The following is a 24,532-nucleotide window of genomic DNA, read 5'->3' as shown; positions in this document are numbered from 1 at the left end:
CGTCCGTCTAATCCGCCCGCACGAGATCCCCGAGCAGGCTCGCCGCCACCGTCGCCTTCGAGACCGTGAGGCCGGAAGCGCGAATCGCGTCCACGGCCTCACGGATCCGCGCAAGCGATGCGCCCCGCGTCTTCGCCCAGGCCTCGACCGCGCTCGGCCCCGCGCCGAGATCGGCCACGACCTCGGCGGTCAGCTTGCGATGGGCGGCGGCGATGCCGGCCGCGGCGCGTTCCAGGGCGACGCGGTCGAACGTGTCGGCCACCGGGACATCCCGCGCCGCAGCCGCGAGGTCGTCGAGGCGGAAGGCGTGTTCCAGGGCGAAATGCGTCGCCGCGACCTCCTCCACCGGCCGGCCGCTCAGTTCCGCGACCCGCACGATGTCGGGTGCCGAGACCAGGGCGGTGAGGGAGGCGAGGCGCCGGGCCTGGGCCGGCGCCATGCCGAGCCCGCCGAGGTCCGCGGCGCGGCCGTCGATCGCGGCCCGCGCGGTCTCGTCGAGGGCCTTCGGCAAAGCCGCCTCGACCGCCGCGATGCCGTCCCGGTAGCGCGCGACGACCGGGGCGAGGCCGCCGGTGAGATCGAGGTTGCGGATGAACCAGACGATCCGGTTCATCAGGAGATCCTGCACCTCGGCGTAGAGGCCGAGCTGGCCCTGGCCGGAGATCCGGCCCGCCAAGCCGTCGATGGCGAGGTTGAGTTCCATCAGGCCGAAGGCGTCCCGCGTCACCGCGTAGGCCTTGGCGATGGTGGCGGCGTCGGCGCCGGTGCCGTCGACCAGGCGCGTCACCAGGGACGGGCCGCCCCGATTGACGATGATGTTGGCGAGCGCGGTGGAGATGATCTCGCGGCGCAGCCGATGCCCCTTCACGGCATCCGGGAACTGCTCGCGCAGGGCCCTCGGGAAGTAGCGCTGCAATTCCCGCTCGAAATACGGGTCGTTCGGCACGGCGCTGTCGAGGATCGCGTCGTGCAGCGAGAGCTTCGCGTAGGCGAGCAGCACCGCGTATTCCGGCCGGGTGAGCCCCTCGTTGCGGCGCAGGCGCTCGGTGAGCGCGGCGTCGTCCGGCAGGAACTCGACCGCCCGGTCGAGCCGCCCCTCGGCCTCCAGCGCCTGCATGGTCCGCATGGCGAAGCCGGTCTCGCCGAGGCCGCCGCGCTGGGCGAGGGAGAGCGCGAGCGTCTGCAATTCGTTGTTGCGCAGCACGAGGTGGCCGACCTCGTCGGTCATGGCGGCCAGCAGGGCGTTGCGGGACTCGTAGCTGAGGCGCCCGTCGCGCTCTGGAATCATCAGGGCGATCTTGATGTTCACCTCGACGTCCGAGGTGTTGACGCCGGCCGAGTTGTCGATGGCGTCGGTGTTGAGCCGGACGCCCGCCCGCGCCGCCTCGATGCGCCCGCGCTGGGTCAGGCCGAGATTGGCGCCCTCGCCGATCACCTTGGCCCGCAGGTGCGGCCCGGTGATGCGCACGGCGTCGTTGGCCCGATCGCCGGCATCCTCATCGGTCTCGGTGGTGGCGCGGACATAGGTGCCGATGCCGCCGAACCAGAGCAGATCGGCCGGTGCCTTCAGGATCGCCTGCATCAATTCGGTGGGCGTGGCCTCCGGCCGGTCGAAGCCCAGGGCCGCGCGGATCTGTTCGGACAGCGGGATGGTCTTCAGGCTGCGCGGGAAGACGCCGCCGCCCTGCGAGATCAGGCCCCGGTCGTAATCCGCCCAGGAGGAGCGGCCGAGATCGAACAGACGCCGCCGCTCGGCAAAGCTCGTTGCTGCGTCGGGATTCGGATCGAGGAAGATGTCCCGGTGGTCGAAGGCCGCGATCAGCCGGAGGCTCTGCGACAGCAGCATGCCGTTGCCGAACACGTCCCCCGACATGTCGCCGACGCCGACCACGGTGATCGGATCGGCCTGTACGTCGACGTCGATCTCGCGGAAGTGGCGGCGCACCGCCTCCCAGGCGCCGCGGGCCGTGATGCCCATGCCCTTGTGGTCGTAGCCCTGGCTGCCGCCGGACGCGAAGGCGTCGCCGAGCCAGTGGCCCTTCTCCAGCGAGAGCGCGTTGGCGATGTCGGAGAAGGTGGCGGTGCCCTTGTCGGCCGCGACCACGAGATATGCGTCGTCGGGATCGTGCCGCACCGTGTCGGGCGGGGGCACGATCGCGTTGTCGACGATGTTGTCGGTGAGTTCGAGCAGCGTGCGGATGAAGATCCGGTAGCTCTCGGTGCCCTCCTGCATCCAGGCGGCCCGGTCGGTCGGCGGCGGCAGGCGCTTCGGGAAGAAGCCACCCTTGGCGCCCACCGGCACGATCACGGCGTTCTTCACCTGCTGGGCCTTCACGAGACCCAGGATCTCGGTGCGGAAATCCTCCGGCCGATCGGACCAGCGCAGGCCGCCGCGGGCGACGTAGCCGAAGCGCAGGTGCACGCCCTCCACCCGGGGTGAATAGACGAAGATCTCGAACAGGGGCCGCGGCAGCGGCATGCCGGCGACTTTCGCGCAAGCGAACTTGAAGCTGATCGTCTCCCGCGGCTTCCCGTCCGGACCGGTCTGGAAGAAGTTGGTCCGCAGAGCCGCCTCGACGAGGTTGACGAAGCGGCGCAGGATCCGGTCGTCGTCGAGGCTGGACACATCGGCGAGCGCATCCTCGATGCCGCCGCGCACCTCCCCCGAGCGGGCGGCGCGGCCGCCCTCGGCGGCGGGATCGAACCGGATCCGGAACAGGTTCACGAGCGCCCGGGCGATCCCGGGATGCCGGCTCAGCGTCCCGGCGAGGTAATCCTGGCCGTAGCGGATGCGGAGCTGGCGCAGGTAACGCCCGAAGGCCCGAAGGAGCGCCGCCTCCCGCCACTCCAGCGCGGCCTCCAGGATCAGCCGGTTGTAGCCGTCCGACTCGGCCGCGCCCTCCGCGATGGCGAGCAAAGCGGCTTCGAGGGGCTGCTCCAGCGCGGCCAGCTCGATCGGCGCGCCGCTGGCGCGCTCGAGCAGCATGTCGTGCAGCCAGACCCGATCGGCCTCGGCAGCGCCCGACGGCGCGACCCGATAGGTGCGCTCGTTGATGACGCGGAAGCCGAAATTCTCCAACGCCGGCACCCGGTCGGACAAGGCGATCGCGGTCCCGCGCGAAAATACCTTCAGGCGCACCTGCGCGGCCGAATCTGATCCGCGGCGGCCGAGATGCACGGCCCGCGGCTGCGCCTCGCTTAAGCTTTCGAGGATCGCGACGTCGTCGACGGCGACCTCCGGCTGGAAATTGTCCCGGTAGGCGGCCGAGAATGCCTCCCCGTACCGGCCGGCGAGGAGCCGCGCCCGGTCGCCGCCCTGGCGCTCAGCGAGGGCGGCGCGCAGGGCATCGCCCCAGGTTCGGATCAGGGCGGCGATGCCGGCTTCGAGGCTCGCCGGGTCGATTTCCGGCGCGCCCTGATCGGGCAGGCCGACGATGTAGTGGGTCCGGGCGAGGGGGCCTTCGGGGAAGTCCGGATAGGCGGCGCTCAGCCGACCGCCATAGGTCTCGGCGAGGTAGGCGCCGATCCGGGCGCGCACCGTCGAATCGTAACGGTCCTTCGGCACGTAGACGAGGAGCGAGACGAAGCGGCCGAACCGGTCCGGCCGCGACAGCACGCGGATCCGCGGCCGGTCGGCGAGGTTGGCGATCGCCAGGGTGAACCGGTAGAGCCGCTCGCCGTCGATCTGGAACAGTTCGTCGCGCGGGTAGCTCTCCAGCACCGCCAGCAGGCTGCGGCCGGCATGGCTGGTCGGATCGAGCCCGGCGCGGGCGACCACGGCCTCCACCTTCCGGCGCAGCACCGGCACCTCCCGGGCGGGGCTGGCATAGGCCGAGGCCGTGAACAGGCCGACGATCCGCACCTCGCCCGAGAGCTTGCCCGCCCCCGAGAACAGCTTGACGCCGACATAGTCGAGATAGGCGGAGCGGTGGACCCGGGACTTCACGCTCGCCTTGGTGATGATGAGCGGCTGCGGCTCCTCCAGGAAGGCGAGGATCTCGGGCGTGTAATCGACGGGCGTCCGGCCCCGGCGCAGCGGGGTGGCGCCGGGATCGCGCAGCACGCCGAGGCTCGAACCTTCGACGATGGGATGCGCCTCGCCGTCGATCCCGTGCTCCTGCATCCCGAGCAGCAGGAACTGGCCGTCGAGCAGCCATTCGAGGAAGGCGCGCGCTTCCTCGGTTTCGCCCTCCGGCATCGGGGTGGGCGAACGGCCGAGCTGCGCCGTGAGCGCGGTCAGGCGCGCCAGCATGGCGTCGCGGTCGTCGCTCGCCAGGGCGACATCGCGATAGACCGCCGCGAGGGCCTCCAGCAGCCGGGTGCCGGCCTCCGAGTCCAGGCGGTCGAGGTGAATATGGATGAAGCTCTCGCGGGCGAGGCTGCCATGGGCGTCCGCGGTGGTCTCGCCGACCACGCGGATCAGGGCGCCCCCGGCATCCCGCTCGACGCCCAGGATCGGGTGCGCGACGAGATCGGGCGACAGGCCCCGCTCGGTGAGTTCCGCCAGGGTCGAATCGAGCAGGAACGGGCGGTTGTCGTTGATCACTTCGAGGATGGTCGCCTCGCGGCGGCGCCCGTCCCGGATGAGTTCGACGTCGTTCAGGCGCATCCGGGCGGGCTCGCCGGGCCGGTGGGGCTCGGCCAGGAACGCCCGGGCTCGGGCCGCGAGATCGGCCAGGGCATCGGCGGGGTAGGGGGCCAGATCCTCCGGGGTGACGCGGCCGAACAGATCGCGCACGAAGCCGCCCGGTCCACCCTGCTGCCCGACGATCTCGGCGGCCGCCTCGATCAACCCCGTGCGGGCGGACTTCTGCTCCGAGGAGGACAGGGCCGTCGCCGTCTCGAGTGTCATCGCGCTCCTCCCGGACCGGGTCATCCCCCAAGCGATAGCAGCGTGGTCCGCCATGTCGATGACACGCCCCTCAGCTTTGCCGGCCAAGGCGTGTCGATCCGCGCGAACCGTCAGGGTCCGCTTGCCCGCCGCCGCATAGGTGCATATACACCTATGCGATGAGCGACGCGCCGAACGAGCCCTGCACCTGCTCCGCCCTGCGCCGTGCCACGCGGGCGCTGACCGCGACCTACGACGCGGCCCTGAAGCCGGCCGGCTTGCGGGTGACGCAGTTCGCGCTGCTGAGATACCTTGATCGCCTCGGCCCGATCCCGATCACCCGCCTCGCCACCGAGGCGGCTTTGGAGCGGACCACGATGGGTCGGAACCTCGACCCGCTCAAGCGGCGCGGACTCGTGGTCGTCACGCCCGGTGCTGAGGATCCCCGGGCGCGCATCGTGGCGCTGACCGCCGCCGGCCGCGATGCGCTCACGGCGGCGACACCCTATTGGCGCGAGGCTCAGGCCCGCATCAACGCCCGGGTCGATCCCGCGACGGTCTCGGCCGTGGCGGAGGCCCTGATCGCCGCCTCCTGATCGATCTGTATCCGCCCCCGGAGCCCGACCATGCCAACCCTCACCGCGAAGAACCCCGTGCCGCGCCTGCATTATGCGTGGATCGTCGCTGCGGTGACGTTCCTGGCCCTGCTCGTCGGCGCGGGCGTGCGCGCGACGCCGAGCGTGCTGATCGTGCCGTGGGAGCGCGAGTTCGGCTGGAGCGTGGCGACGATCGGCGTCGGGATCGCGCTCAACATCTTCCTGTACGGCATGATCGGCCCGTTCGCGGTGGCGATCATCGAGCGGTTCGGCCTGCGGCGCTCGGTCTGCACCGCGCTGCTCATCCTGGCGATCGGCACCGCCGCGACCAGTCTGATGACCGCGCCGTGGCAGATGGTGCTGCTCTGGGGCATCGTGGTCGGCTCGGGTTCCGGCATGGTCGCCAACGTGCTGGGCGCCACGGTGGCGGGGCGCTGGTTCGCCAAGCGGCGCGGGCTGGTGCTCGGGATGCTCACGGCCAGCAGCGCCACGGGGCAACTCGTCTTCCTGCCGATTCTGGCCTCCCTGGCGGTCGGGCAGGGCTGGCGCTCGGTCTCGCTGGTGGTCGCGGTCGCGACGCTGGCGCTGATCCCCCTCGTCGCCCTGCTGCTGCGCGACCGGCCGGCCGATCTCGGCCTGCCCCGCTACGGCGAGACCGCCGTGACGCCGACGCCGGTCCTGACCGAGAATCCGGCCGTCCGGGCGCTGCGCGGCCTGCGGACGGGCCTGCGCTCCAAGGATTTCTGGCTGCTCGCCGGCACCTTCTTCATCTGCGGCGCCTCCACCAACGGGCTGATCGGGACGCACCTGATCCCCGCCTGCATCGACCACGGCATCGCCGAGGTCACGGCCGCGGGCCTGCTGGCGCTGATGGGGATCTGCGACCTGATCGGCACCACGGCCTCGGGCTGGCTCACCGACCGGTTCGATTCGCGCAAGCTCCTGGCGTGGTACTACGGCCTGCGCGGCCTCTCGCTGATCTTCCTGCCCTATTCGTTCGATCTCAGCTTCTACGGCCTGTCGCTCTTCGCGGTGTTCTACGGGCTCGACTGGATCGCCACGGTGCCGCCGACCGTCCAGCTTGCCGGAAAGTCCTTCGGCGAGGAGAACGCCGCGCTGATGTTCGGCTGGATCGCCGCCGCCCACCAGATCGGCGCGGCCTCGGCGGCCTGGCTCGCCGGTCTGGTCCGGACCGACACCGGCACCTATCTCGGCGCCTTCGTGTCGGCGGGGCTGCTCTGCCTCGTGGCGGCGCTGATGGCGGGCTTCGTGGGACGCAGGCCGCAGGAGCCGGCCCTGCGCCCGATGCCGGCCTGAACTGCACCGTGCGGGCTCGGTCGCCATAAGCGTGCCGCGATGGGAGCGCCCTGAACGGTCCGTTCCCGCCGAGCCCGAGAGCCCGCCTTGACCATCGCGATCCGGCCCGTGCCGCCGGCCCAGGACGCGCGCGCGCCGCGCCCCTGGTCCGGCCCGGGCTTCACCGAGTTCGTCGCCCTGATCGCGCTGATGATGGCGGTGACGGCGATCTCGATCGACAACCTGCTACCGGCCTTCCCGGCGATCGAGGCGCGCTTCGCCGTCGCGGATCCGAACCGGCTGCAGCTCCTCGTCTACGTCTACATGATCGGCTTCGGCTTCGCGCAGATCGTCTATGGGCCGATCTCCGACGCGATCGGGCGGCGGCCGGTCCTGCTGGCCAGCCTCGCGGTCTACGTTGTCGGCTGCGGCCTCGCCATGGTGGCGCCGAGCTTCGGCTGGCTGCTCGCGGCCCGGATCATCCAGGGCATCGGGGCGGCGGGCGGGCGGGTGCTGTCGGTGGCGATCGTGCGCGACCGCTTCGCCGGGCGCGAGATGGCGAGCGTGATGTCGCTCACCATGATGGTGTTCCTGATCGTGCCGATGATCGCCCCGGCGATCGGCGGCATGATGCTGGCGCTGGGTTCCTGGGTCTACGTCTTCGTGTCGATGCTGGTCCTGGCCTTCTGGCTGGCCGTCTGGTTCTCCTGGCGCATGCCGGAGACGCTCCATCCGGAATACCGCCGCCCGCTCTCGCCGGCCGCGACCTGGGCGGCGATCCGCCTGACGCTCATGACCCGCGTCGCCGTCGGCTACGCCACGGCGCTCGGACTCCTGACCGGCTGCATCATGGGCTATGTCGGCTCGGCCCAGCAGGTTTTCGACACCGGCCTGTACCATCTCGGCCCGCTCTTTCCCCTGGCCTTCGGGCTGGTGGCGGGCGCGATGGGAACCGCGACGCTGATCAACGCCCGCGTGGTTCGGCGGCTGGGGATGCGGGCGATGTCGCACAGCGGCGTGATCGCGTTCACTCTGGTGGGGCTGGTGCAGGTCGGCGTCGGGCTCGCCTATCACGGGCATCCGCCGCTCTGGCTGTTCCTGGCGATCCTGGCGCTGAATCAGTTCCTGATCAGCTTCGCGATGCCGAACTTCAACGCGCTGGCCCTTGAGCCGCTCGGCGCCATCGCCGGCACCGCCTCCTCGTTCCTCGGCTTCTACACGACGATGCTCGGCGCCCTCTGCGGCTTCCTGATCGGCCAGGCCTTCGACGGGACGGTGCTGCCGGTGGGGATCGGCTACGCGATGCTCGGCGGGTTGGCGCTGATGGTCGTCGCCTGGACCGAGCATGGCCGCCTGTTCCGCGGCGGCGTCGCCGGCTGAGGGGCAGGCTTAACCGGGTCTTCAGCGGCAGGGGCCAAGCTCAGAGCGTCTCTCCGCCGACCGGACCCCCGATGATCGACCGCGCCCAGAACGGAACGCTTCTCGCCGCGCGGCTGCTGCTCGCCGCCGCGCTCCTGCCCACGGGGATCGCGCGGGCGCTCAACGTCTCGGGCTTCGCGCTGACGCTGGCTGGGGGCGGCGTGCCGTTCCCCAACGCGGTGGCGACGGGTGCCGTGATCGTGCAGGTGTTCGGGCCGCTGGCGCTGGTCCTCGGCGTGCTGCCGCGGCTCATTGGGCTGGCGCTCGCCGCCTTCGCGACGCTGACGGCCTTCGTGCTCCACGCGTTCTGGCATTATATCGGCCCGGCGGCCGTCGCCGAGCGCACGCTCCTGCTGGCCGATCTCGGCCTCGCGGGCGGCTTTTTGATGTATGCCCTGACGGGTCCCGGCGCCTGGAGCTGGCAGGGCTGGCGGGCCGGTGCGGATGCGCCGAGTACCAAGCCCGCCGCCGGGAAATCCGCCGGCAAAGCCCCGGCTGCACGGGGCGGCGGCAAGCGATCCTCCGGCCGCGCGCCCGCCCGGGCGGCGGCATAATCGCTGATGGGCCGATCCCATCTGCCCCCTCATCCTGAGGTGACCGCGAAGCGGGCCTCGAAGGAGGGTTCCAGGGATCGCGCGGCCGGCTGGAGGGCTCCTTCGAGGCCTGCGCTACGCTCCGGCGCCTCAGGATGAGGTCATAGATTGGACGGCCGGTCAGAGGCTTATCAACCGTGCCGCGGACGCATCTCGGTCGCGGCCGACGGCGTCTCGGCGACCATCCGGCGGCCGGAGATCTCGGCGCCGGCATCCGGCGACAGGTTGCGGAAGGCCATCACGGACGCCGCCGAGATCACCGCCACGGCGAAGAAGGCCGGGCCGAAATCGGCGGCCTCGATCTGCGTCCGGCCATGCAGTCCCGCGGTCCCTTCGAGCGCCAGCGCACCCAGCGTCACGCCGAGGCTCAGCGAGAGCTGCTGGCAGACGCTGGCAAAGCTCGTGGCGGCGCTCATCTCACGCGATTCGAGATCGGCATACGCGATGGCGTTGACGCAGGTGAATTGGACCGAGCGCGAGCAGCCGCCGACGAACAGCAGGGCCACCATGATCCAGTGCGGCGTCTGCGCCGTGTAGAAGCCGTTCACCGCCAGGAAGGCGGAGGCCAGCAGGGCGTTCCACGTCATCAGCGTCCGAAAACCCATGCGGCGCAGGATCTTCGGCGCCAGGGTCTTCACGAACATCGCGCCCGCCGCCGCCGCGAAGGTGATCAGGCCCGAATGCAGCGCGTCGAGCCCGAACCCGACCTGCAGCATCAGCGGCAGCAGGAACGGGATCGCCCCGGTGCCGATCCGGAACAGGCTCCCGCCGAGCACCGCGACCCGGAAGGTCGCGCGCTCCATCAGGTCGAGCCGCACGATCGGGTAATCGACCCGCCGCGCATGCACCCAGTAGAGCGGCAGCAGGATCGCGCCGCCGCCGAGGCACCCCCACGAGACCGAAGCCGGCAGCAGGTGCCGCCCCAGGGAGGCGAGGCCGAGCATCAGGGCGGCGAGACCGGTGCCGAGCAGCAGGAAGCCGAGGATGTCCAGCGGCGGCCGTTCCGCCTCGCGGATATCCTCGAAGAACAGGGTCGCTAGCACGATCCCGGCGCAGCCGATCGGCAGGTTGATGAAGAAGATCCAGCGCCAGTCGAACCACGTGGTGATCAGCCCCCCGACCGGCGGCCCGAGCACCGGGCCGACGAGGGCGGGGAAGGTGAGGTAGGCCAAAGCCGTGACGAGCTGCGATTTCGGCACGCTGCGCAGCACGACGAGCCGCCCGACCGGCACCATCATGGCGCCGCCCATGCCCTGCAGGAACCGCGCGGCGACGAACCAGGCCAGCCCGTTGGCGGCCGCGCAGGCCAGCGAGCCCGCCATGAACACCACGAGCGCCGCCCGGAACACCGTGCGGGAACCGTAGCGGTCGGCCATCCAGCCGCTGACGGGGATGAAGATCGCGAGGCTGACCAGATAGGAAGTCAGGGCGAGCTTCAGGGCGATCGGATCCTCGTTCAGGCTCGCCGCGATGCTCGGCAGCGCCGTGGCGATCACCGTGGAATCGGTGTTCTCCATGAACAGCGCGGTGGCGACCGTCAGCGGGACAATCCAGAACGGTCTTGAGGTGGCGGAGGACATCACAGGGCAGACGCGCGTCGCGCCGTGCCGGTTGCACCGCGCGACGCGCGAACTCGCATCCGCGTGTTTCGCGAATGTATCCATACTGCAACAGAGGTTGTGTCGGTCGGCAGCGACACCTGTTGCGAGGGTGGTCGAATGGCCAAGTTCCCCTCACGCGGCCGTGAGATCGGTCTGCGAGAGGGGTCCGTCCGCAGGGAAGGTCCATGAGGAGTTCGATGTCGTCCAGCCCCAGCAAGGCCCGTTCCCTGCCGCGGATCGCCGCCGGCGTCGCCCTGTTCTCGATGGTGGCGGCCTGCGGCACCGTCCTCCTCAACGATCGCGGCTCCCTCACGCGTTACGACCGCCTGAAGGCGAGCGATCAGGTCGCCTCCGCCTCCCGGATCTACGTCGACCGGCCGGTCCTCGCCGCGGCCCGCACGGTGCGCATCATCCCGACGGCGTTCCACGCCGACGTGACCGGCGCGGGCCCGCTCACCAAGGCCCAGCGGCGGCTGATCGCCAACGCCGCCGACCGGGCGCTCTGCTACGACCTGTCGCTCAAGTACGACATCGTGTCGGGGCGCGACGCGGATCTCACCGTCCGGGCGCAGGTGACGCGGGTCGATCCGACGGATCTGCTCGGAGCCGGCGCGACCATCGCGGGCTCGGCCGGCATCACGGTCGCCTCGCAGTTCGGGCTGAGCGCGGCCGAGGGCGTGGGACGCGTCCCGATCCCGCGGATCCCGATCGGGCTCGGCAGCCTCACCGTGGAGGCCGAGGCGCTCGATCGCCGCCGCGAGCAGCGCGCCGCCATGGTGTGGGGCGGGGCGGCGAATTCCTTCACGAGCCAGCCGCGCTACTCCCGCGCCAGCGACGCCTACGATCTCGCGGGCGAGTTCGGCCAGGATTTCGGCTACATGCTGGCCACCGGCGACGACCCGTTCGCGGCCCCCAACACTTTGCCGACCTGGGACCGCATCCGCATCACGACGCTGGGCGAGGCGCCCCTAGACCCGGATTGCGAGGCCTTCGGCCGGGCCCCCGGGATCGACGGGATTCTCGGCGACTACATCGGCCTGCCTCCGGAATACACTGACAAGGGACCGGGGGCGCCGGCGGTGCGGTAGCGGGCTGCTTCGCTACGTGCGCATGGACGGTGAGAGCAGCCCTTTCACGAAGTGGTGTCGATCACCGAAGACATCGCGTCGGACCGATTGTGCACCGTCCCTTTCCCGGGCGCGTGGAGCGAAAGCGGAATGCGACCCGGGATGCAGCACAGGACTTCGCGAAGCGTCGATCTGATACAACCTGTGCCGCTGACGCGGCGCTTTTCGTGCTGGATCCCGGATCAGGTTCCGCTTCGCTCCACCTGTCCGGGAAAGGGCGCGCGTTACCAGCGAGGAAAGGCGCCGAGCCAACTCGGCGTACTCGAAGGCACGGACGCTTCGCGCTGTCGCCGGCGGAAAAGCCTGTTCACGCACGGCAGAAACCCGTGAGCCATGCGTGTTTTCGCGTTGCGCCGCGGCACGCGCGCATTGGCGCGGTCGCGACGCGCGTGATACTGGCACTTGCCAACCCGATCCCGCTGCGCGACCTCACGCGCTGCCGTCCGAGGAAAGTTGGCACATGGCCCGAGTAGAAACCGCATCGATCATCGAGGGCCTGACCTTCGACGACGTGCTCCTGCGGCCGGCCGCTTCCTCGGTGATGCCGACCGAGGTGAACGTCGCGTCCCGGCTGACCCGCACCATCCCGCTCAACCTGCCGATCCTCGCCTCCGCGATGGACACGGTGACCGAGGCGCCGATGGCCATCGCCATGGCGGCCAACGGCGGCATGGGCGTGATCCACCGCAACCTCGAGCCGCCGGAGCAGGCCGAGCAGGTGCGCCTCGTGAAGAAGTACGAGTCCGGCATGGTGATGAACCCGATCACCATCCATCCGGACGAGACGCTCGCCGACGCCTTCGAGGTGATGAAGAGGAACCGGATCTCCGGCATACCGGTGGTCGAGCGCGGACCGAACGGCTCGCGCGGCAAGCTCGTCGGCATCCTGACCAACCGGGACGTGCGTTTCGCCACCAACTCGGCCCAGCCCGTCGCCGAGCTGATGACCCGGGACCGCCTGATCACCGTCCGCGAGGGCGTGACCCAGGACGAGGCCAAGCGGCTGCTGCACCAGTTCCGGATCGAGAAGCTGTTGGTCGTCGACGACCATTACCGCTGCATCGGCCTGATCACCGTCAAGGACATCGAGAAGCGCGTCACGTATCCGTTCGCCGTTAAGGACGAACAAGGCCGCCTGCGCGTCGCGGCCGCCACCACCACGGGGGACAGCGGCTTCGAGCGGGCCGAGCGCCTGATCGATGCCGGCTGCGACGTGATCGTGGTCGATACCGCCCACGGCCACTCGATCAAGGTGCTCGACGCCGTGGCCCGGGTGAAGCAGCTCTCGAACGCCGTGCAGGTGGTGGCCGGCAACGTCGCTACCCGCGAGGGCGCGCAGGCACTGATCGATGCCGGCGCGGACGCCATCAAGGTCGGCATCGGCCCGGGATCGATCTGCACGACCCGCATCGTGGCGGGCGTCGGCGTGCCGCAGCTCACCGCGCTCATGGAGGCGGTCGAGGCGGCCGCCGAGGCCGACATCCCGGTGATCGCGGACGGCGGCATCAAGTATTCCGGCGACCTCGCCAAGGCGATCGCGGCGGGGGCCTCGGTGGCGATGCTCGGCTCGCTGCTCGCCGGCACCGACGAGGCACCCGGCGAGGTCTTTCTGTACCAAGGCCGCTCGTACAAGTCGTACCGCGGCATGGGCTCGGTCGGCGCGATGGCGCGCGGCTCGGCCGACCGTTACTTCCAGGCCGAGGTCAGCGACACCCACAAGCTCGTGCCCGAGGGCATCGAGGGTCAGGTGCCCTACAAGGGCCCGGTGGGCAACGTCCTGCACCAGCTCGCCGGAGGACTGCGCGCCGCCATGGGCTATGTCGGCGGCGCGACCATCCCGGATTTCCAGGAACGCGCGCGCTTCATCCGCATCACCAATGCCGGCCTGCGCGAGAGCCACGTCCACGACGTGACGATCACGCGGGAAAGCCCGAACTATCCGTCGCGGACATGAGGAATCGATGCGCACGTTGATCGTCGGAGCCGGCGCGACCGGCGGATATTACGGCGCGCGGCTGGCCGAAGCCGGCGCCGACGTGACCTTCCTGGTCCGGCCGGCCCGGGCGGAAAAGCTCGCCGCGGACGGGTTGAGGCTCCGCTCGCCGCTCGGCGACCTGCACATCCCGAAGCCCCCCACCGTGACGGCCGACCGGCTGGCGGGGGCCGGACGGTTCGACCTGATCGTCCTGTCCTGCAAGGCCTACGACCTCGACAGCGCCATCGCGGATCTCGCACCCGCCGTCGGGGCGGAGACCGCGATCCTGCCGCTGCTGAACGGCCTCGCCCATCTCGACGCGCTCGATGCCCGGTTCGGCGCCGGACGCGTGCTCGGCGGCTCCTGCGCCATCGCGGCGACGCTCGCGCCGGACGGCGCGATCCGCCACATGAGCGAATTGTGCAGCATCACCTACGGCGAGCGGGACGGGTCGCGCTCGGCCCGGATCGAGGCAGTCGACGCCCTCATGCGCGGGCTGAAGTTCCAGCCGCGGCTGAGCGAGACGATCCTGCTGGAGATGTGGGAGAAGTGGGTCTTCCTCGCGACGCTCGCGGGGGCCACGACATTGATGCGCGCCGCGGTCGGCGACATCGTGGCGGCGCCGGGCGGTGCGGACGTGATGGCGGAACTCCACGCCGAATGCACCGCTATCGCGGCGGCGAGCGGGTACGCGCCGCGGGGCGTGGTGGCCGAGCGGGCGCGGGGGCAGCTCACGGCCGCCGGCTCGACCTTCACGGCCTCGATGCTGCGCGACATCGAGAATCGCGGGCGGATCGAGGCCGATCACGTGATCGGCGACCTGATCGCCCGCGGCCGCCGGCTCGCGCCGGGGTCGGTCTTTCCGCTGCTCACGCTCGTCTTTACCGGCCTCAAGGCCTACGAGGCGCGCCGGGGGCGGGAGGCGGCCTGAGCCGCTTCCTGTCAGTAGCGGCCGGGCGGCGGCCCGGGCGGATTGCCGTATTCGAGCTGCGTCTTGGCATCGACCGGGCGGCGCGGCGGCGCCGTGAGATCCGGCTGGGCCGCGGGCGCGCTGGCGCAGGCGGCGAGCGAGGCCGCGACCAGGGCGGCGAGAGCGATACGAACGGCGGACGACATGGGCTGAAGACCTCCCGAAGCGAGTTGGCACCGAACCGCCCTGGTCGGTAGCCAATGGATGCCATACGACACGCAGCGGCTCGCCCAGCGAGCTGCCAGGATCGGGATCTGAGCCGGGAACGTGCCCGAAGCTCGGCCGTAAGGTGGCGGCATCGCGGGGCAAGCGTGGCCGTTTCGCGACGGCTTTGACCCATTCGAAAGGACCAGACTCCTGACACCCGCCGCCCGCTGCTCCGCCGCCATCGAGGTGCTCACCGACATCGCCGAGCGCCGTCGCCCGGCCGCCGATGCCCTGAAGGATTGGGGGCTGGCGCACCGGTTCGCCGGCTCGGGCGACCGGGCCGGCATTGCCAGCCTCGTCTACGACGCCCTGCGGCGCCGGTCGTCGGCAGCCTGGATCATGGGGTCAGAATCTCCGCGCGCCGTGCTGATCGGGGCGCTGCGGCTGCAGCAGGGTCTCGCCGCGCAGTCCGTGGCGGCCCTGTTCTCGGGCGAGCGCTTCGCACCGGAGCCCCTGACCGCCGACGAGCGCGCGCGGCTCGACACCGCGACGCTTCAGGATGCGCCGCCGGACGTCGCGGGCGACGCTCCCGCTTTCGTGCTGCCGGATCTCGCCGACACGCTCGGCGACGACCTGATTCCGGAGCTGAAGGCCCTCGCCCGCCGCGCACCCCTCGACATCCGTGTCAATGCGCTGCGCGGCCCGCGCGACGACATCCTGCCATCGCTCGCGCCGTTCGGGGCGGCGCCGACGCCCCACGCGCCTCACGGCCTGCGGATCCCGATCGGAGCCGACGGGCGCGGCCCGGCGCTCCATGTCGAGGGCGCGTTCCTGGAGGGCTGGTACGAGATCCAGGACGAGGGCTCGCAACTGGCGGCACTTCTGGCCGCGCCGCGGGCCGGCGAGACCATCGTCGATCTTTGCGCGGGCGGCGGCGGCAAGACCCTGGCGCTGGCGGCCCAGACGGGAAACGCCGTCCGCCTGATCGCCACCGACGGCGACCCGCGCCGCCTCGCGCCGATCCACGAGCGCCTGCGCCGGTCGGGCGCCGCGGCCGAGGTACGGACCCCGCGGAGCGGCAAGGCCCGGGCCGACGTGCTGGAGGATCTCGACGGCACCGTCGACCGGGTGATGGTCGATGCCCCCTGCACGGGTTCCGGGACGTGGCGGCGCAACCCCGATGCCAAATGGCGCCTGCGCCCTGGGAGCCTCGCGATGCGCACGGCCGAGCAGGCCCAGGTCCTCGATCGTGCGGCGCGGCTGGTCAGGCCGGGCGGGCGCATCGTCTACGTCACCTGCTCCCTGCTGTCCGCCGAGAACGATGCGGCGGTCTCCGGCCTGCTGTCGCGCTGGCGCGGGCGGTTTTCGATCGTCGCGGCGCCCGATGTGCTCGCGGCCGGTCCTGCTGCGTTGCGCGAGGCGGTGCGCACCACGACCCACGGGATCCAGATGAGCCCGCACCGGACTGGCACGGACGGTTTCTACGTGGCGGTGATCGTGCGGAACGGCTGAGCGGGGCGACGCCGGGAGCCCATCGCCGCCGACCGCGTTGGACCCGCGGCCCCGCCGATCCCGCTGCCCGGAGTCAGCCTTGCGTCTCGACCGCCGCCTCCTGCTCGCCGGGCTCGGGAGCATCGCCGGCCTGCATTCCGCCAAGGCCGCGACGGACGGGCCGCCGGACATCGCCCCGCACGAGGCGATCCGCGGCCTGCCGCGCTCCCTGCCCGGTGCAGACCTCCAGGTCATCGATCTCTGGCCCGGGGAACCGCCGGGGGGTGGCCGCGGACCCGACGCGGACGGCTTCCGCTATGTCGAAGGCGTGGTCGGCGATATCGTTCGCGTGGCGCGACCCTGCCTGCTGGTCATGCGGCCGGCCAATGCCAACGGCGCCGCGATGATCGTCGCGGCCGGGGGCGGCTACGAGTTCATCGCCATCGGCAACGAGGGCGTCCCCGTGGGGCGCGTGCTCAACGCGGCCGGCATCACGGTCTTCCTGCTGATCTACCGCCTGCCCGCCGAAGGCTGGGGCTCCGGCCCCGACGCGCCGCGCCAAGACGCCCAGCGCGCCCTGCGCCTGGTGCGTTCGCGGGGGACGGAGTTCGGCATCGATTCGGCGCGCGTCGGGGTGCTGGGATTCTCGGCCGGCGGCCACCTGATGGGCGAGACCGCGGTCGGCAGCGCGCAAAATCTCTACCCGGCCGAGGATGGCGTCGACGCCCAACCCGTGCGGCCGGCCCTCGCCGGGCTGATCTATCCGGTCATCACGATGCGCAAGCCATTCGACCGGACCCATACCCGCCGGATCCTGGTCGGCGACGACGTCACGCCGGCCGAGATGAAGACCTACTCGGTCGATCTCCAGGTCGGCCCGGAGACGCCGCCGTGCTTCCTGGCCCAGGCGATCGACGATCCCGTGGCGGTGGCCGACCATCCGCTCCTGATGTTCGCGGCCCTGCGCAAGGCCCGGGTTCCCGCCGAACTGCACCTGTTCGAGCGCGGCGGCCACGGATTCGGGCTCGGGGCGCCCGGCACGCCGGTCGCCGCCTGGCCCGGATTGTTCCTGGCCTGGATCCGCCTCCACGGGTTCCTGCAGCGCTGACGCTCAGCCGCCGCCGGCGATCACGCGGTGCAGCTTGGCGACCTTGGGGCGGCTGGTGCGGAACTGGCCCCGCTCCACCGACACGAACACCACGGCCGCGATGGCGACCGTCGTCAGCCACCAGATGGAGGTGAGGCCGACGCTGAGGCACGCCACCGTGAAGGCCGCCGCGAAACAGCCCATCGCGCCGGGAACCAGGGCCGGCCCGTCGCGCCCGGCCCGCCGGATCGAGGCGTAGAGCGCGAAGGCGGCGGCGAGCGCCCCCACGATCCCGAGTTCGTACCAGAACTCGAACAGCGCGGTCGTCGGCGCGTTCAGCGGGAGCAGACCGACCAGGCGGCCGCGCAACGCGGTCTCGAAGCCGTGGCCGGTGATCAGGCGAACCGGATCGGTGGTCACCACCTTCTGCCAGCTCTTGAGCGACAGCACCGTCGGCGCGAGCGGCCCGAACACGGCGGCCCCGATCGGCCGCGCCAGGAACGGCAGCAGCGGCGCGACGGCGAGCAGGACGGCCGACGAGATCGCGGTCAGCCGCACGCCGAGCGCCTGCCGGTGGCTCGTCACCGCAAACGCCACGGCCCCGACTGCCAGGGCGGCAATCTGCGTCGCGTCCGGCTGCACGGTGAGCGCGAGGGCGACGAGGAGGGCCAAGGCCAGCGCCTCGCGGTCGCGGCGCCGGGACCGCAGCCAAGCCAAGGCGGGCCAGAGGAGCAGGATCAGCAGGACGAGGCCGCGATCCAGCGCACCGTCATCCTCCGTCCCGGCCGGCGCCATGTGGGCGCCGAACAGGCCGAGCACGATCGCCACGATCGCCCCGGCCACGACGCCCAGCGGCAGCAGGTAGAGATTGGCCGAGCGCATCCGGTCGGGCAGGGCGAGATAGCCCAGGAGCGCGAGCCCGATCGTGGCCGCGAGGTTGACGAGCCGCTCCAGGGCCGGCCCGAGGAACGGCGTCCACGTGAGCGACAGGGCCGACCAGAGCACCACGAGCATACCGGCCAGGAACGCCGGCGTGGTGAGGAGGCGTCGGGCGGCCGGACGGACCGGGCGCTGCCGCCGGTCGATCACGCTGGCGATGATCAGCAGGATGACGGCGATCGGCGCCAGGATCACCGAGGCGCGCCGGGCGACCTGAGCCAGCACCGGCAGCACCACGAACAGGCCGAAGAAGCCGAGGCGCCGCAGCAGGGCGGCGGCGTCGAGCGCTGGATCGGCGAGGGTCGAGTGCGACGCGCGCGGCATTCTGCGCCTTCTACCGGACCGGGACGGCCGGTTCTGTGCTCGATACGCAAGGCTCGCGCAAGCTGCTGTAGACGCGGCGCCACACTTCGCCCCGTGCGTGCCGTCACGCCGCGGTGGCGGTCTCGCGCGGCCGCCGCCGCAGCGCCCGCCGGCCGACATCCGAGACGATGCGCCAGCCGCCCCAGGCGGCGAAGAATCCGATCAGGCCCGCCGCCAGACCGTCGGCGCCGGTCGGGATGGCTGGGCTGAAGTCCCGATACGCCGCTTCGGCGACCGGCACGTCCGGATCGCGCAGCATCGCGACGACGCGGCCCAGCGGGCTCGTCGCCGTGGCCAGGGCCTGCTGCTGTGCGCTCAGCCGGGCGAGCCGGGCGATGTCGGCCTGCGCCGCCGCGCCGCGCCGGGCCACGAGCTGATCCGGGTTGCTGCGCAGCCGGTCGACGGCGCCATCCCGGGTCGTGCCCGACGCCTGCGCATCGGATTCGAGCACGGCCACCTGACGGCGCAGCTCGTCGGCTGCGCCGCCGAGCCGCTGGGCGTATTGCTGCGCGAATTCGGGCGCCTGAGCGGCGATCCCGCCGCCGAGAAGGCCGAGGGCGAGCCCGAGGGTGCGGAACACGCGGAACACGTCAGACCTCCAGCGTGCCGAATCGATCACCGACAAAGAGCACGCCGCCCGGGGCGGTTCCAGTCGCCTTCACGCAGGCAGCGTCAGCAGGCCCGCCTGTCCATCGCCGCAGCCGAACAGCAACCGGCTGCCGCGCCCGTCCCAGGCGAGTGCCGTGATCCCGCTGCCTGGAACGGCTGGCCGCACGAGAAGCTCGGCGGCGTCCGTGAACCGGACCAGGAGGATGCAGCCGTCCTCGTAGCCCATGGCCAGAACCGGTGCCTTGGGGTGGAACGCGACCCGGGACACCCGCGCGGGGCGGACACCGCATTCCCGCGGGGGCTTGCCGGTCGGCCCTTCCTTCGAGTCGAACGGCCAGACGATCGCCGCCTCGGCGCCGCCGGTGGCGAGCCAGTGGCCGTCCGACGACCACGCCACCGAGCGGACCTTGCCCGGATAACCCGACATCCGCATGTGGCCGCGATCGGGCTGGAGCCGCCAGCCGTGCAGGGCATTCTCCTGCATCGTGGTCACGACGAAACGCCCATCCGGTGACCACGTCACGTCGATATGCGAGCCTTTCCAACCGACCACCTCGGCCGGCGTCTCCAGGTTCGGGTACCAGAGGCTGACGCCGTTATAGTGGGCGACCCCCAGACGGTAGCCCTTCGGCGCGAAGACGAGCCCGCGTGCGGTCGAGGGCGCCTGGAAGCTGCGCTCGCGCCCCTTGGCATCCCGCGCCACGACGTTGCGCCCGGCCGACCACGCCACGGCGCCGTCCGGATGGAGCGCGAGCGCGTCGATCCAGGCTCCGCCCTTCGCGGAGCCGACCTGGTCCATCGCACCGTCGGCCCGGATCGCGACGACGCGGCCGTCATCGCCACCTGTGAGCAGGCGATCGGCACTGCCGGCCGCCACCAGGATGCCGGCCTCGGGATGCACGGAAAGCCGCGTCAGGCTCCCGTCCCGCATCAGAGCGACGGTGCCGTCGCTGAGCGCCAGGGCCGGAACATCCTTCAGGACGTGGGCCGCGATCACGTGCGCGCCGGGATCGAGCGCGGTGACGTGCTGGGTGAGGGACGGGTTGCTCAAGGTGCTGCTCAAGATGCTCTCATGGCGCTGTCATGGCGCTTTCACGGCGCTTTCACGGCGCGGGGACCTTCGCGGCAGCCGCGCTTGCGCGCAAGACCAGGATCGCGGTCACCAGCGCGAGGCCGCCGGACAGGGCCGCCGGCGCGATCAGGGCGTAGAGGGCGAACAGCGCGTAGGCCTGCGCGCCGAGGAAGGCCCCCAGGAGCAGGGACAGCCAGACCAAGCCGTCTCCGACCCATCCCAGCGGATCCCCGGTCCGGGTCAGCGCCTGGGCGATCTTCTGCCCGAGGCTGAACAGGGCACCGGTGACGAAGGTTGTGCCGGCGCGAAAACCCTTGACCTGCGCGAGCACGGCATTCTGCGAACCCATCGCCACGGCGACGAAGACGGCAGCGAGGCCAAGCTCCGGCGATTCGAGGCCGAGCCCGAGGCCGCCGAGGATCAGCAGCGTTTCGTAGGCCAGCACCACCGGCGTCGTCCACCGGCTCGGCACGAGGATCGCGAGCCCGCTGCCGAGCACCGAACCCGCGAGAAAGGCGAAGATCAGGATCGCCGGGAGCACCATCCGGTGCGGATCGGCCTCCGCGCCGAAGACCGCGAGCTGCGTGGTGTTGCCGCTCATGAACGAGGTGTAGAGGCCGCCGAGCCGCACGAAGCCGAGGGCGTCCACGTATCCGGCGAGACCCGTTAGGAGAAGACCGAGCCCCAGCTGATAGGTCCGGTTCACGATCCCGCCTCCCGGTCCGACCGCGGTAACGACCTGTTAACCATTCGGATCGCTTCGTTTAGCACCATCGAAGGGCGGTTAACGCGCCACTCACCAAACCCGTGCAATTCGATCGAAACAGGGTGAACACCGTGTCGGGAGGGGCCGTTGCCCCTGCGATCCGGTCGGGGGACACCGTGCCCCCGCCGGGTGAGTGGGAGTTGCGTCATGGTTCCGTTTGCCGCCGCGTTTGCCTGTCCGTCCATCCCCGTTCCGGACCCGGCATCCGCCACGATCCTGATCGTCGAAGATGAGCCGAACGTCTGTGAACTGGCCGCCGAAACGCTCCTCGACGCCGGCTATCACGTGCTCATTGCGGCGGATGCCTGGCAGGCCGAGGCGATCCTGGCCAGCGAGAGCGTCGACATGCTCTTCACCGATATCGATCTGGCCCGCAACACGAACGGCCTTGCCCTCGCACGACGCGCCCGCGATCTCTGCCCGGATCTGCCGGTGGTCTATACCTCCGGCGGCCGCGATGGCCTCGCGAGCCGCGATGCCGTACCGGGCTCGGTGTTCGTGCCGAAACCCTATCGGCCGAGCCAGATCGTGGCCCTCACCCGCGACGTGCTGAACGCCGCCCTTCTCCACGCCTGACTGGATCTCCGAGGACCCCCGCTATGTGGCGCTTCGTTCCTGCACTCGGTCTTGCGCTGGCGTCGTCGGTGGGGCCCGCCGTCGCGGCCTGCGACGTGAAGGGGGCCCAGATCGAGGAGGCCATCGCGGCCAAGAGCGCGCTGCGGTCCGACGCCAATGCCCAACTTGTGCGGGACCTGCGCACGCTGCGCGACGCCGCAATCGTGCTCGACACCTACAAGTTTCCCGGCGAGTGCGAGGTGCTGCTCGGGGTCGCGAAGTCGCTTCTCGCCGACCCGGGCAAGACCATCGAGCAAGGCGGCGACACCGACGAAGACAAGGCCGAGAGCCTGATCGAGGCGCGCGAGCCGAAGGAGGCCGCGCCTCCGAAGGCGAAATGACGGCGCCGCAGCGGGCTTTCGACGATCAGCGCTCCTCGCCGGCACTCGCGCCGATCTTCGCCCGGGCGAGGGCCTTCCCGAGTTTGGCGGCGATCTGATCGCGCAGCGTTCCGGCCATCTCGATATCGACCAGACGCCATGTGAACCCGCGCAGTCGCAGCCGGATGCGCGTGCGCTCACCGCGGGGAGCTTCCGGGGGGACGGGCATCACCACCGCGCGAAAACCACGCATCTCCATCGCGGTGAAGTAGGGAAGCAGGCGTCCGAGATTGCGGATCGCAAGTCCTTCGGGACGGGTCCCGGCCGGTCGCTCGAGATCGAGTTTGTCCGGCCAGCCATTGGCGAGAAGGTCGATCACGGTATCGGGCGTGATCATCGTCTCCGACAGGGCGAGCGCGAGGCCGTATGCGGCATCGTTGAGGCGCTGGCGGTCCCGCGGCTCGATGTCCGGGTCGCTCTCCGAGGCGGTGCGCATTGCCGCCGTGATCTGCCGCACCAGGGACAGGCGCAGCGTCCGGAAGTTGACGTGGCTCTCGACATACGCGGTGTCGTGCCGGCGCACGGCCTGCGCGAGATCGTAGAGCGACCAGAGCGGGCTCGCGGTGAAGGCGAGCCACGCGAGGGCGAGCCCGAGCAGAACCGCGAGCCAGCGCATGGTTCAGGATCCCGGCCGACGCGTCACCGCGCGTCCGCCCAGCGTTCGAGGCCCGAGAAGGCCGCCACCACCCGCTCGTAGACCGGGCGCTTGAACGGAATGATCAGGTCCGTCAGCTCGGAGAACCGCGCCCAGCGCCACGCGTCGAATTCCGCCTTGTGGGCGCCCCCGCCCGGATGGAGCACGTCGATCAGATCCTCGTGGCCCTCGAAGCCGAAGGCGAACCATTTCTGCGTCTGTCCGCGATAGCGCCCTTTCCAAGCCTGCTTCACGACGTCGAGCGGAAGATCATAGGGGAGCCAGTCCGGGATCTCCGCGAGCTTACGGATCGCCTCCGGCGGGACGTTGGTCTCCTCGAAGAGTTCCCGGCGGGCCGCTGCCTCCGGATCCTCGCCCGGGTCGACTCCGCCCTGCGGCATCTGCCACATATGCGGGCCGGCGACGTGCTCGGGTCCCGCGTCCTTGCTCCGGCGCCCGACGAAGACGCCGCCCGACCGTGCGATAAGCGCGACACCCACGCAGGGGCGGTAGGGCAGGCTGCCCGGATCCAGATCGGTGGTCATCGGCCGGACCATAGGTCAGCGGCGCGGGCCGCCGCAACGCCACCGCGGTCTCTCGGGCGTCGTCCCGGCGCGAAATTCATTTGTGCGGGAGCCGCTATTGCCGGCACTCAATCGGCCGTAGAAACGCGTTTGTCGCGGGCGCCGCGCAGGGCGACGCTGGCCGGGACGAGTCGCAATCCGCGGGTATCGAGGTCCCGCGCCCAGCGCGCGATTCGATCGACGGTCAACGCGGCGCCGCTGGCCGAGACGAGGGCGAAACCGTTGGCGCGCGCGCGCGCCTCGGCCTGTGCCAGGGCCGCGTCGATTGCTTCGGCCCGCGGTGTCGCGTCGAGGACGATCTCGGCCCGGGCGACCGGTGTCCGTGTCTTGTTGGCGGGGGCAGTCGCCGGCTTGGGTCCCGTGCCGTCGTCGAGGAAGCCGAGGCCCCGTGCGCCGATCTCGCGCAGGATCGGCTCGAAGGCGGTATCCGCCATCAGCTTCGATCCCATGAAGTTCACGACGCCGACATAGCCGGGGAAGCGGGCCAGCGCCCAGCCGAGCCGGTCGGCGTTCTCGGGGCCCTTCAGGGCCGTGAGCAGGCTCTGAGGGCCGGGATCGCTGTCGGGATAGTCGAACGGCTCCATGGGCAGTTGCAGGAAGACCTCGTGTCCGGCGTCGCGGGCCCGGGCGGCGGCACGCTCCACCTCGCTGCCGTAGGGCAGGAAGGCGAGGCTGACGGCCGCCGGCAGGCGGGCCGTGGCGCCGGCGGTGGCGGCCTGACCGACCCCGAGGCCGGTCACCACGACGGCGATGCGCGGGCCCGAGCCGGGTTCCTCCGCGCGGGCGTAGACGTCGAGGGCGCGCACCCGGCCCTCGCCGAGCTTCGGCAGGACACCGTGCCGGCTGGGCTCGGTGATACGCGAATCCGGTGCGGCCGTCAGCCGGGGTGCGCTCGGAGGCGGGACGCGGATCACGACGGCATCGGTCGGGCCGGAGCCCAGCGGGCGCACGACCGTCACGCCCGAGGCGGTCTCGATCTCCTCCGCGCTGCGCTGGAGCTGTCCCTGTCCAGGCGCCGTGGTGGCGACCGGCGCCTCCGCGGCGGCGACCGGGGCAGCGGGCCGCGCCGGCGCCTCGCGGATCACGATGACGGCCTCCGCGCGGGGCTCACCGCCCTGGGGATCGCCGAGGGCGATGACGAGGCCGAGCGATACCGCCAGGGCCGCCGCGATCGAACCCGCCGCGACCTTCGGTCGGCGCAGCATCGCGACGACGCTGCCGAACCGCCCGTCGGGCTGGTCCGGCGCCTTGGCCTCCGGCACCCCGAGGGGCCGCGTGAGGATATCGTCGGTGGATTCGGTCAAGCGGCGCTCGATGCGGAATCGCGATTCCAGCCGCGCCGGAGCGACGCGGATTCCGAGCACTATTGCGGGCCGGTATGGTTAACGATCCGCTAATTTCGGATCCTGAACATGAAAATCCCGCCCGGAATAGATT

At 71.2% G+C, this 24,532-nt stretch carries 21 protein-coding genes; 11 read left to right on the top strand and 10 right to left on the bottom strand.

Annotated features, from left to right (window positions below):
* Positions 1 to 7 precede the first annotated feature (7 nt).
* Positions 8 to 4,852 (bottom strand): NAD-glutamate dehydrogenase, encoded by a 4,845-nt coding sequence (locus tag MKK75_RS16125; RefSeq protein WP_244043564.1) that lies wholly within the window; start codon positions 4,850 to 4,852, stop codon positions 8 to 10.
* Between the two features lie 158 nt (positions 4,853 to 5,010).
* Between MKK75_RS16125 and MKK75_RS16120 the strand changes: the two genes are divergently transcribed.
* The 4 genes from MKK75_RS16120 to MKK75_RS16105 all read left to right on the top strand — a co-directional run bounded on the left by MKK75_RS16120 (position 5,011) and on the right by MKK75_RS16105 (position 8,696).
* A complete protein-coding gene (locus tag MKK75_RS16120; protein ID WP_244043563.1) occupies positions 5,011 to 5,427 on the top strand; it encodes a MarR family winged helix-turn-helix transcriptional regulator in 417 nt (138 codons plus the stop codon).
* A 30-nt stretch (positions 5,428 to 5,457) separates the two neighbouring features.
* Positions 5,458 to 6,744: an MFS transporter gene (locus tag MKK75_RS16115; protein ID WP_244043562.1), complete on the top strand. Its 1,287-nt coding sequence runs from the start codon at positions 5,458 to 5,460 to the stop codon at positions 6,742 to 6,744.
* Positions 6,745 to 6,936: 192 nt separating this feature from the next.
* Positions 6,937 to 8,103 (top strand): multidrug effflux MFS transporter, encoded by a 1,167-nt coding sequence (locus MKK75_RS16110; protein ID WP_244043688.1) that lies wholly within the window; start codon positions 6,937 to 6,939, stop codon positions 8,101 to 8,103.
* A 71-nt stretch (positions 8,104 to 8,174) separates the two neighbouring features.
* Complete coding sequence (locus tag MKK75_RS16105) at positions 8,175 to 8,696, top strand: DoxX family protein (RefSeq protein ID WP_244043561.1); 522 nt, start codon at positions 8,175 to 8,177, stop codon at positions 8,694 to 8,696.
* 170 nt (positions 8,697 to 8,866) lie between these two features.
* Here the strand turns inward: MKK75_RS16105 and MKK75_RS16100 are convergent, their stop codons facing one another.
* On the bottom strand, positions 8,867 to 10,315 hold the full coding sequence (locus MKK75_RS16100) for an MDR family MFS transporter (protein ID WP_244043560.1): 1,449 nt from the start codon (positions 10,313 to 10,315) through the stop codon (positions 8,867 to 8,869).
* A gap of 218 nt (positions 10,316 to 10,533) precedes the next feature.
* Here MKK75_RS16100 and MKK75_RS16095 point away from each other — a divergent pair, with 218 nt between their 5' ends.
* From MKK75_RS16095 to panE, 3 genes are all read left to right on the top strand, one after another.
* Entirely contained in the window at positions 10,534 to 11,424 is an 891-nt protein-coding gene (locus tag MKK75_RS16095) for a DUF3313 domain-containing protein (protein WP_244043559.1), read from the top strand.
* Positions 11,425 to 11,923: 499 nt separating this feature from the next.
* Entirely contained in the window at positions 11,924 to 13,417 is a 1,494-nt protein-coding gene (guaB, locus tag MKK75_RS16090) for an IMP dehydrogenase (RefSeq protein WP_244043558.1), read from the top strand.
* A gap of 7 nt (positions 13,418 to 13,424) precedes the next feature.
* Positions 13,425 to 14,369, top strand: a complete 945-nt coding sequence (gene panE, locus MKK75_RS16085) for a 2-dehydropantoate 2-reductase (RefSeq protein WP_244043557.1) — start codon at positions 13,425 to 13,427, stop codon at positions 14,367 to 14,369.
* A gap of 11 nt (positions 14,370 to 14,380) precedes the next feature.
* Here panE and MKK75_RS16080 read toward each other — a convergent pair whose 3' ends face one another.
* Positions 14,381 to 14,554, bottom strand: a complete 174-nt coding sequence (locus tag MKK75_RS16080; RefSeq protein ID WP_244043556.1) for a hypothetical protein — start codon at positions 14,552 to 14,554, stop codon at positions 14,381 to 14,383.
* A gap of 151 nt (positions 14,555 to 14,705) precedes the next feature.
* Here MKK75_RS16080 and MKK75_RS16075 point away from each other — a divergent pair, with 151 nt between their 5' ends.
* Both MKK75_RS16075 and MKK75_RS16070 read left to right on the top strand, forming a co-directional pair.
* The gene (locus MKK75_RS16075; RefSeq protein ID WP_409567579.1) at positions 14,706 to 16,067 is read left to right on the top strand and encodes an RsmB/NOP family class I SAM-dependent RNA methyltransferase; all 1,362 of its coding nucleotides are present in this window, start codon (positions 14,706 to 14,708) and stop codon (positions 16,065 to 16,067) included.
* 79 nt (positions 16,068 to 16,146) lie between these two features.
* The gene (locus MKK75_RS16070; protein WP_244043555.1) at positions 16,147 to 17,154 is read left to right on the top strand and encodes an alpha/beta hydrolase; all 1,008 of its coding nucleotides are present in this window, start codon (positions 16,147 to 16,149) and stop codon (positions 17,152 to 17,154) included.
* Between the two features lie 3 nt (positions 17,155 to 17,157).
* Here MKK75_RS16070 and MKK75_RS16065 read toward each other — a convergent pair whose 3' ends face one another.
* From MKK75_RS16065 to MKK75_RS16050, 4 genes are all read right to left on the bottom strand, one after another.
* Positions 17,158 to 18,396 (bottom strand): peptide ABC transporter permease, encoded by a 1,239-nt coding sequence (locus MKK75_RS16065; RefSeq protein ID WP_244043554.1) that lies wholly within the window; start codon positions 18,394 to 18,396, stop codon positions 17,158 to 17,160.
* Positions 18,397 to 18,499: 103 nt separating this feature from the next.
* Positions 18,500 to 19,024 (bottom strand): DUF2937 family protein, encoded by a 525-nt coding sequence (locus MKK75_RS16060; protein ID WP_244043553.1) that lies wholly within the window; start codon positions 19,022 to 19,024, stop codon positions 18,500 to 18,502.
* 69 nt (positions 19,025 to 19,093) lie between these two features.
* Positions 19,094 to 20,107 (bottom strand): WD40 repeat domain-containing protein, encoded by a 1,014-nt coding sequence (locus MKK75_RS16055; RefSeq protein ID WP_244043552.1) that lies wholly within the window; start codon positions 20,105 to 20,107, stop codon positions 19,094 to 19,096.
* Positions 20,108 to 20,147: 40 nt separating this feature from the next.
* A complete protein-coding gene (locus MKK75_RS16050; RefSeq protein ID WP_244043551.1) occupies positions 20,148 to 20,822 on the bottom strand; it encodes a YoaK family protein in 675 nt (224 codons plus the stop codon).
* A gap of 207 nt (positions 20,823 to 21,029) precedes the next feature.
* On the opposite strand from MKK75_RS16050, the gene MKK75_RS16045 reads away from it, so the two are divergent.
* Both MKK75_RS16045 and MKK75_RS16040 read left to right on the top strand, forming a co-directional pair.
* Complete coding sequence (locus tag MKK75_RS16045) at positions 21,030 to 21,458, top strand: response regulator (protein WP_244043550.1); 429 nt, start codon at positions 21,030 to 21,032, stop codon at positions 21,456 to 21,458.
* A gap of 23 nt (positions 21,459 to 21,481) precedes the next feature.
* On the top strand, positions 21,482 to 21,838 hold the full coding sequence (locus MKK75_RS16040) for a photosystem reaction center subunit H (RefSeq protein WP_244043549.1): 357 nt from the start codon (positions 21,482 to 21,484) through the stop codon (positions 21,836 to 21,838).
* A gap of 25 nt (positions 21,839 to 21,863) precedes the next feature.
* Here the strand turns inward: MKK75_RS16040 and MKK75_RS16035 are convergent, their stop codons facing one another.
* The 3 genes from MKK75_RS16035 to MKK75_RS16025 form a co-directional block, all read right to left on the bottom strand.
* Positions 21,864 to 22,493, bottom strand: a complete 630-nt coding sequence (locus MKK75_RS16035; RefSeq protein ID WP_244043548.1) for a DUF2939 domain-containing protein — start codon at positions 22,491 to 22,493, stop codon at positions 21,864 to 21,866.
* 23 nt (positions 22,494 to 22,516) lie between these two features.
* A complete protein-coding gene (locus tag MKK75_RS16030; protein WP_244043547.1) occupies positions 22,517 to 23,068 on the bottom strand; it encodes an RNA pyrophosphohydrolase in 552 nt (183 codons plus the stop codon).
* A 95-nt stretch (positions 23,069 to 23,163) separates the two neighbouring features.
* Positions 23,164 to 24,399 (bottom strand): divergent polysaccharide deacetylase family protein, encoded by a 1,236-nt coding sequence (locus MKK75_RS16025; protein ID WP_244043546.1) that lies wholly within the window; start codon positions 24,397 to 24,399, stop codon positions 23,164 to 23,166.
* Positions 24,400 to 24,532: the final 133 nt, after the last annotated feature.

The organism is Methylobacterium sp. J-030, assembly GCF_022829545.1.
In the GTDB taxonomy this organism is placed as follows: Bacteria; Pseudomonadota; Alphaproteobacteria; order Rhizobiales; family Beijerinckiaceae; genus Methylobacterium.
The sequence above is the reverse complement of the archived record's forward strand: the minus strand, read 5'-3'. Positions and strand labels throughout refer to the sequence as shown.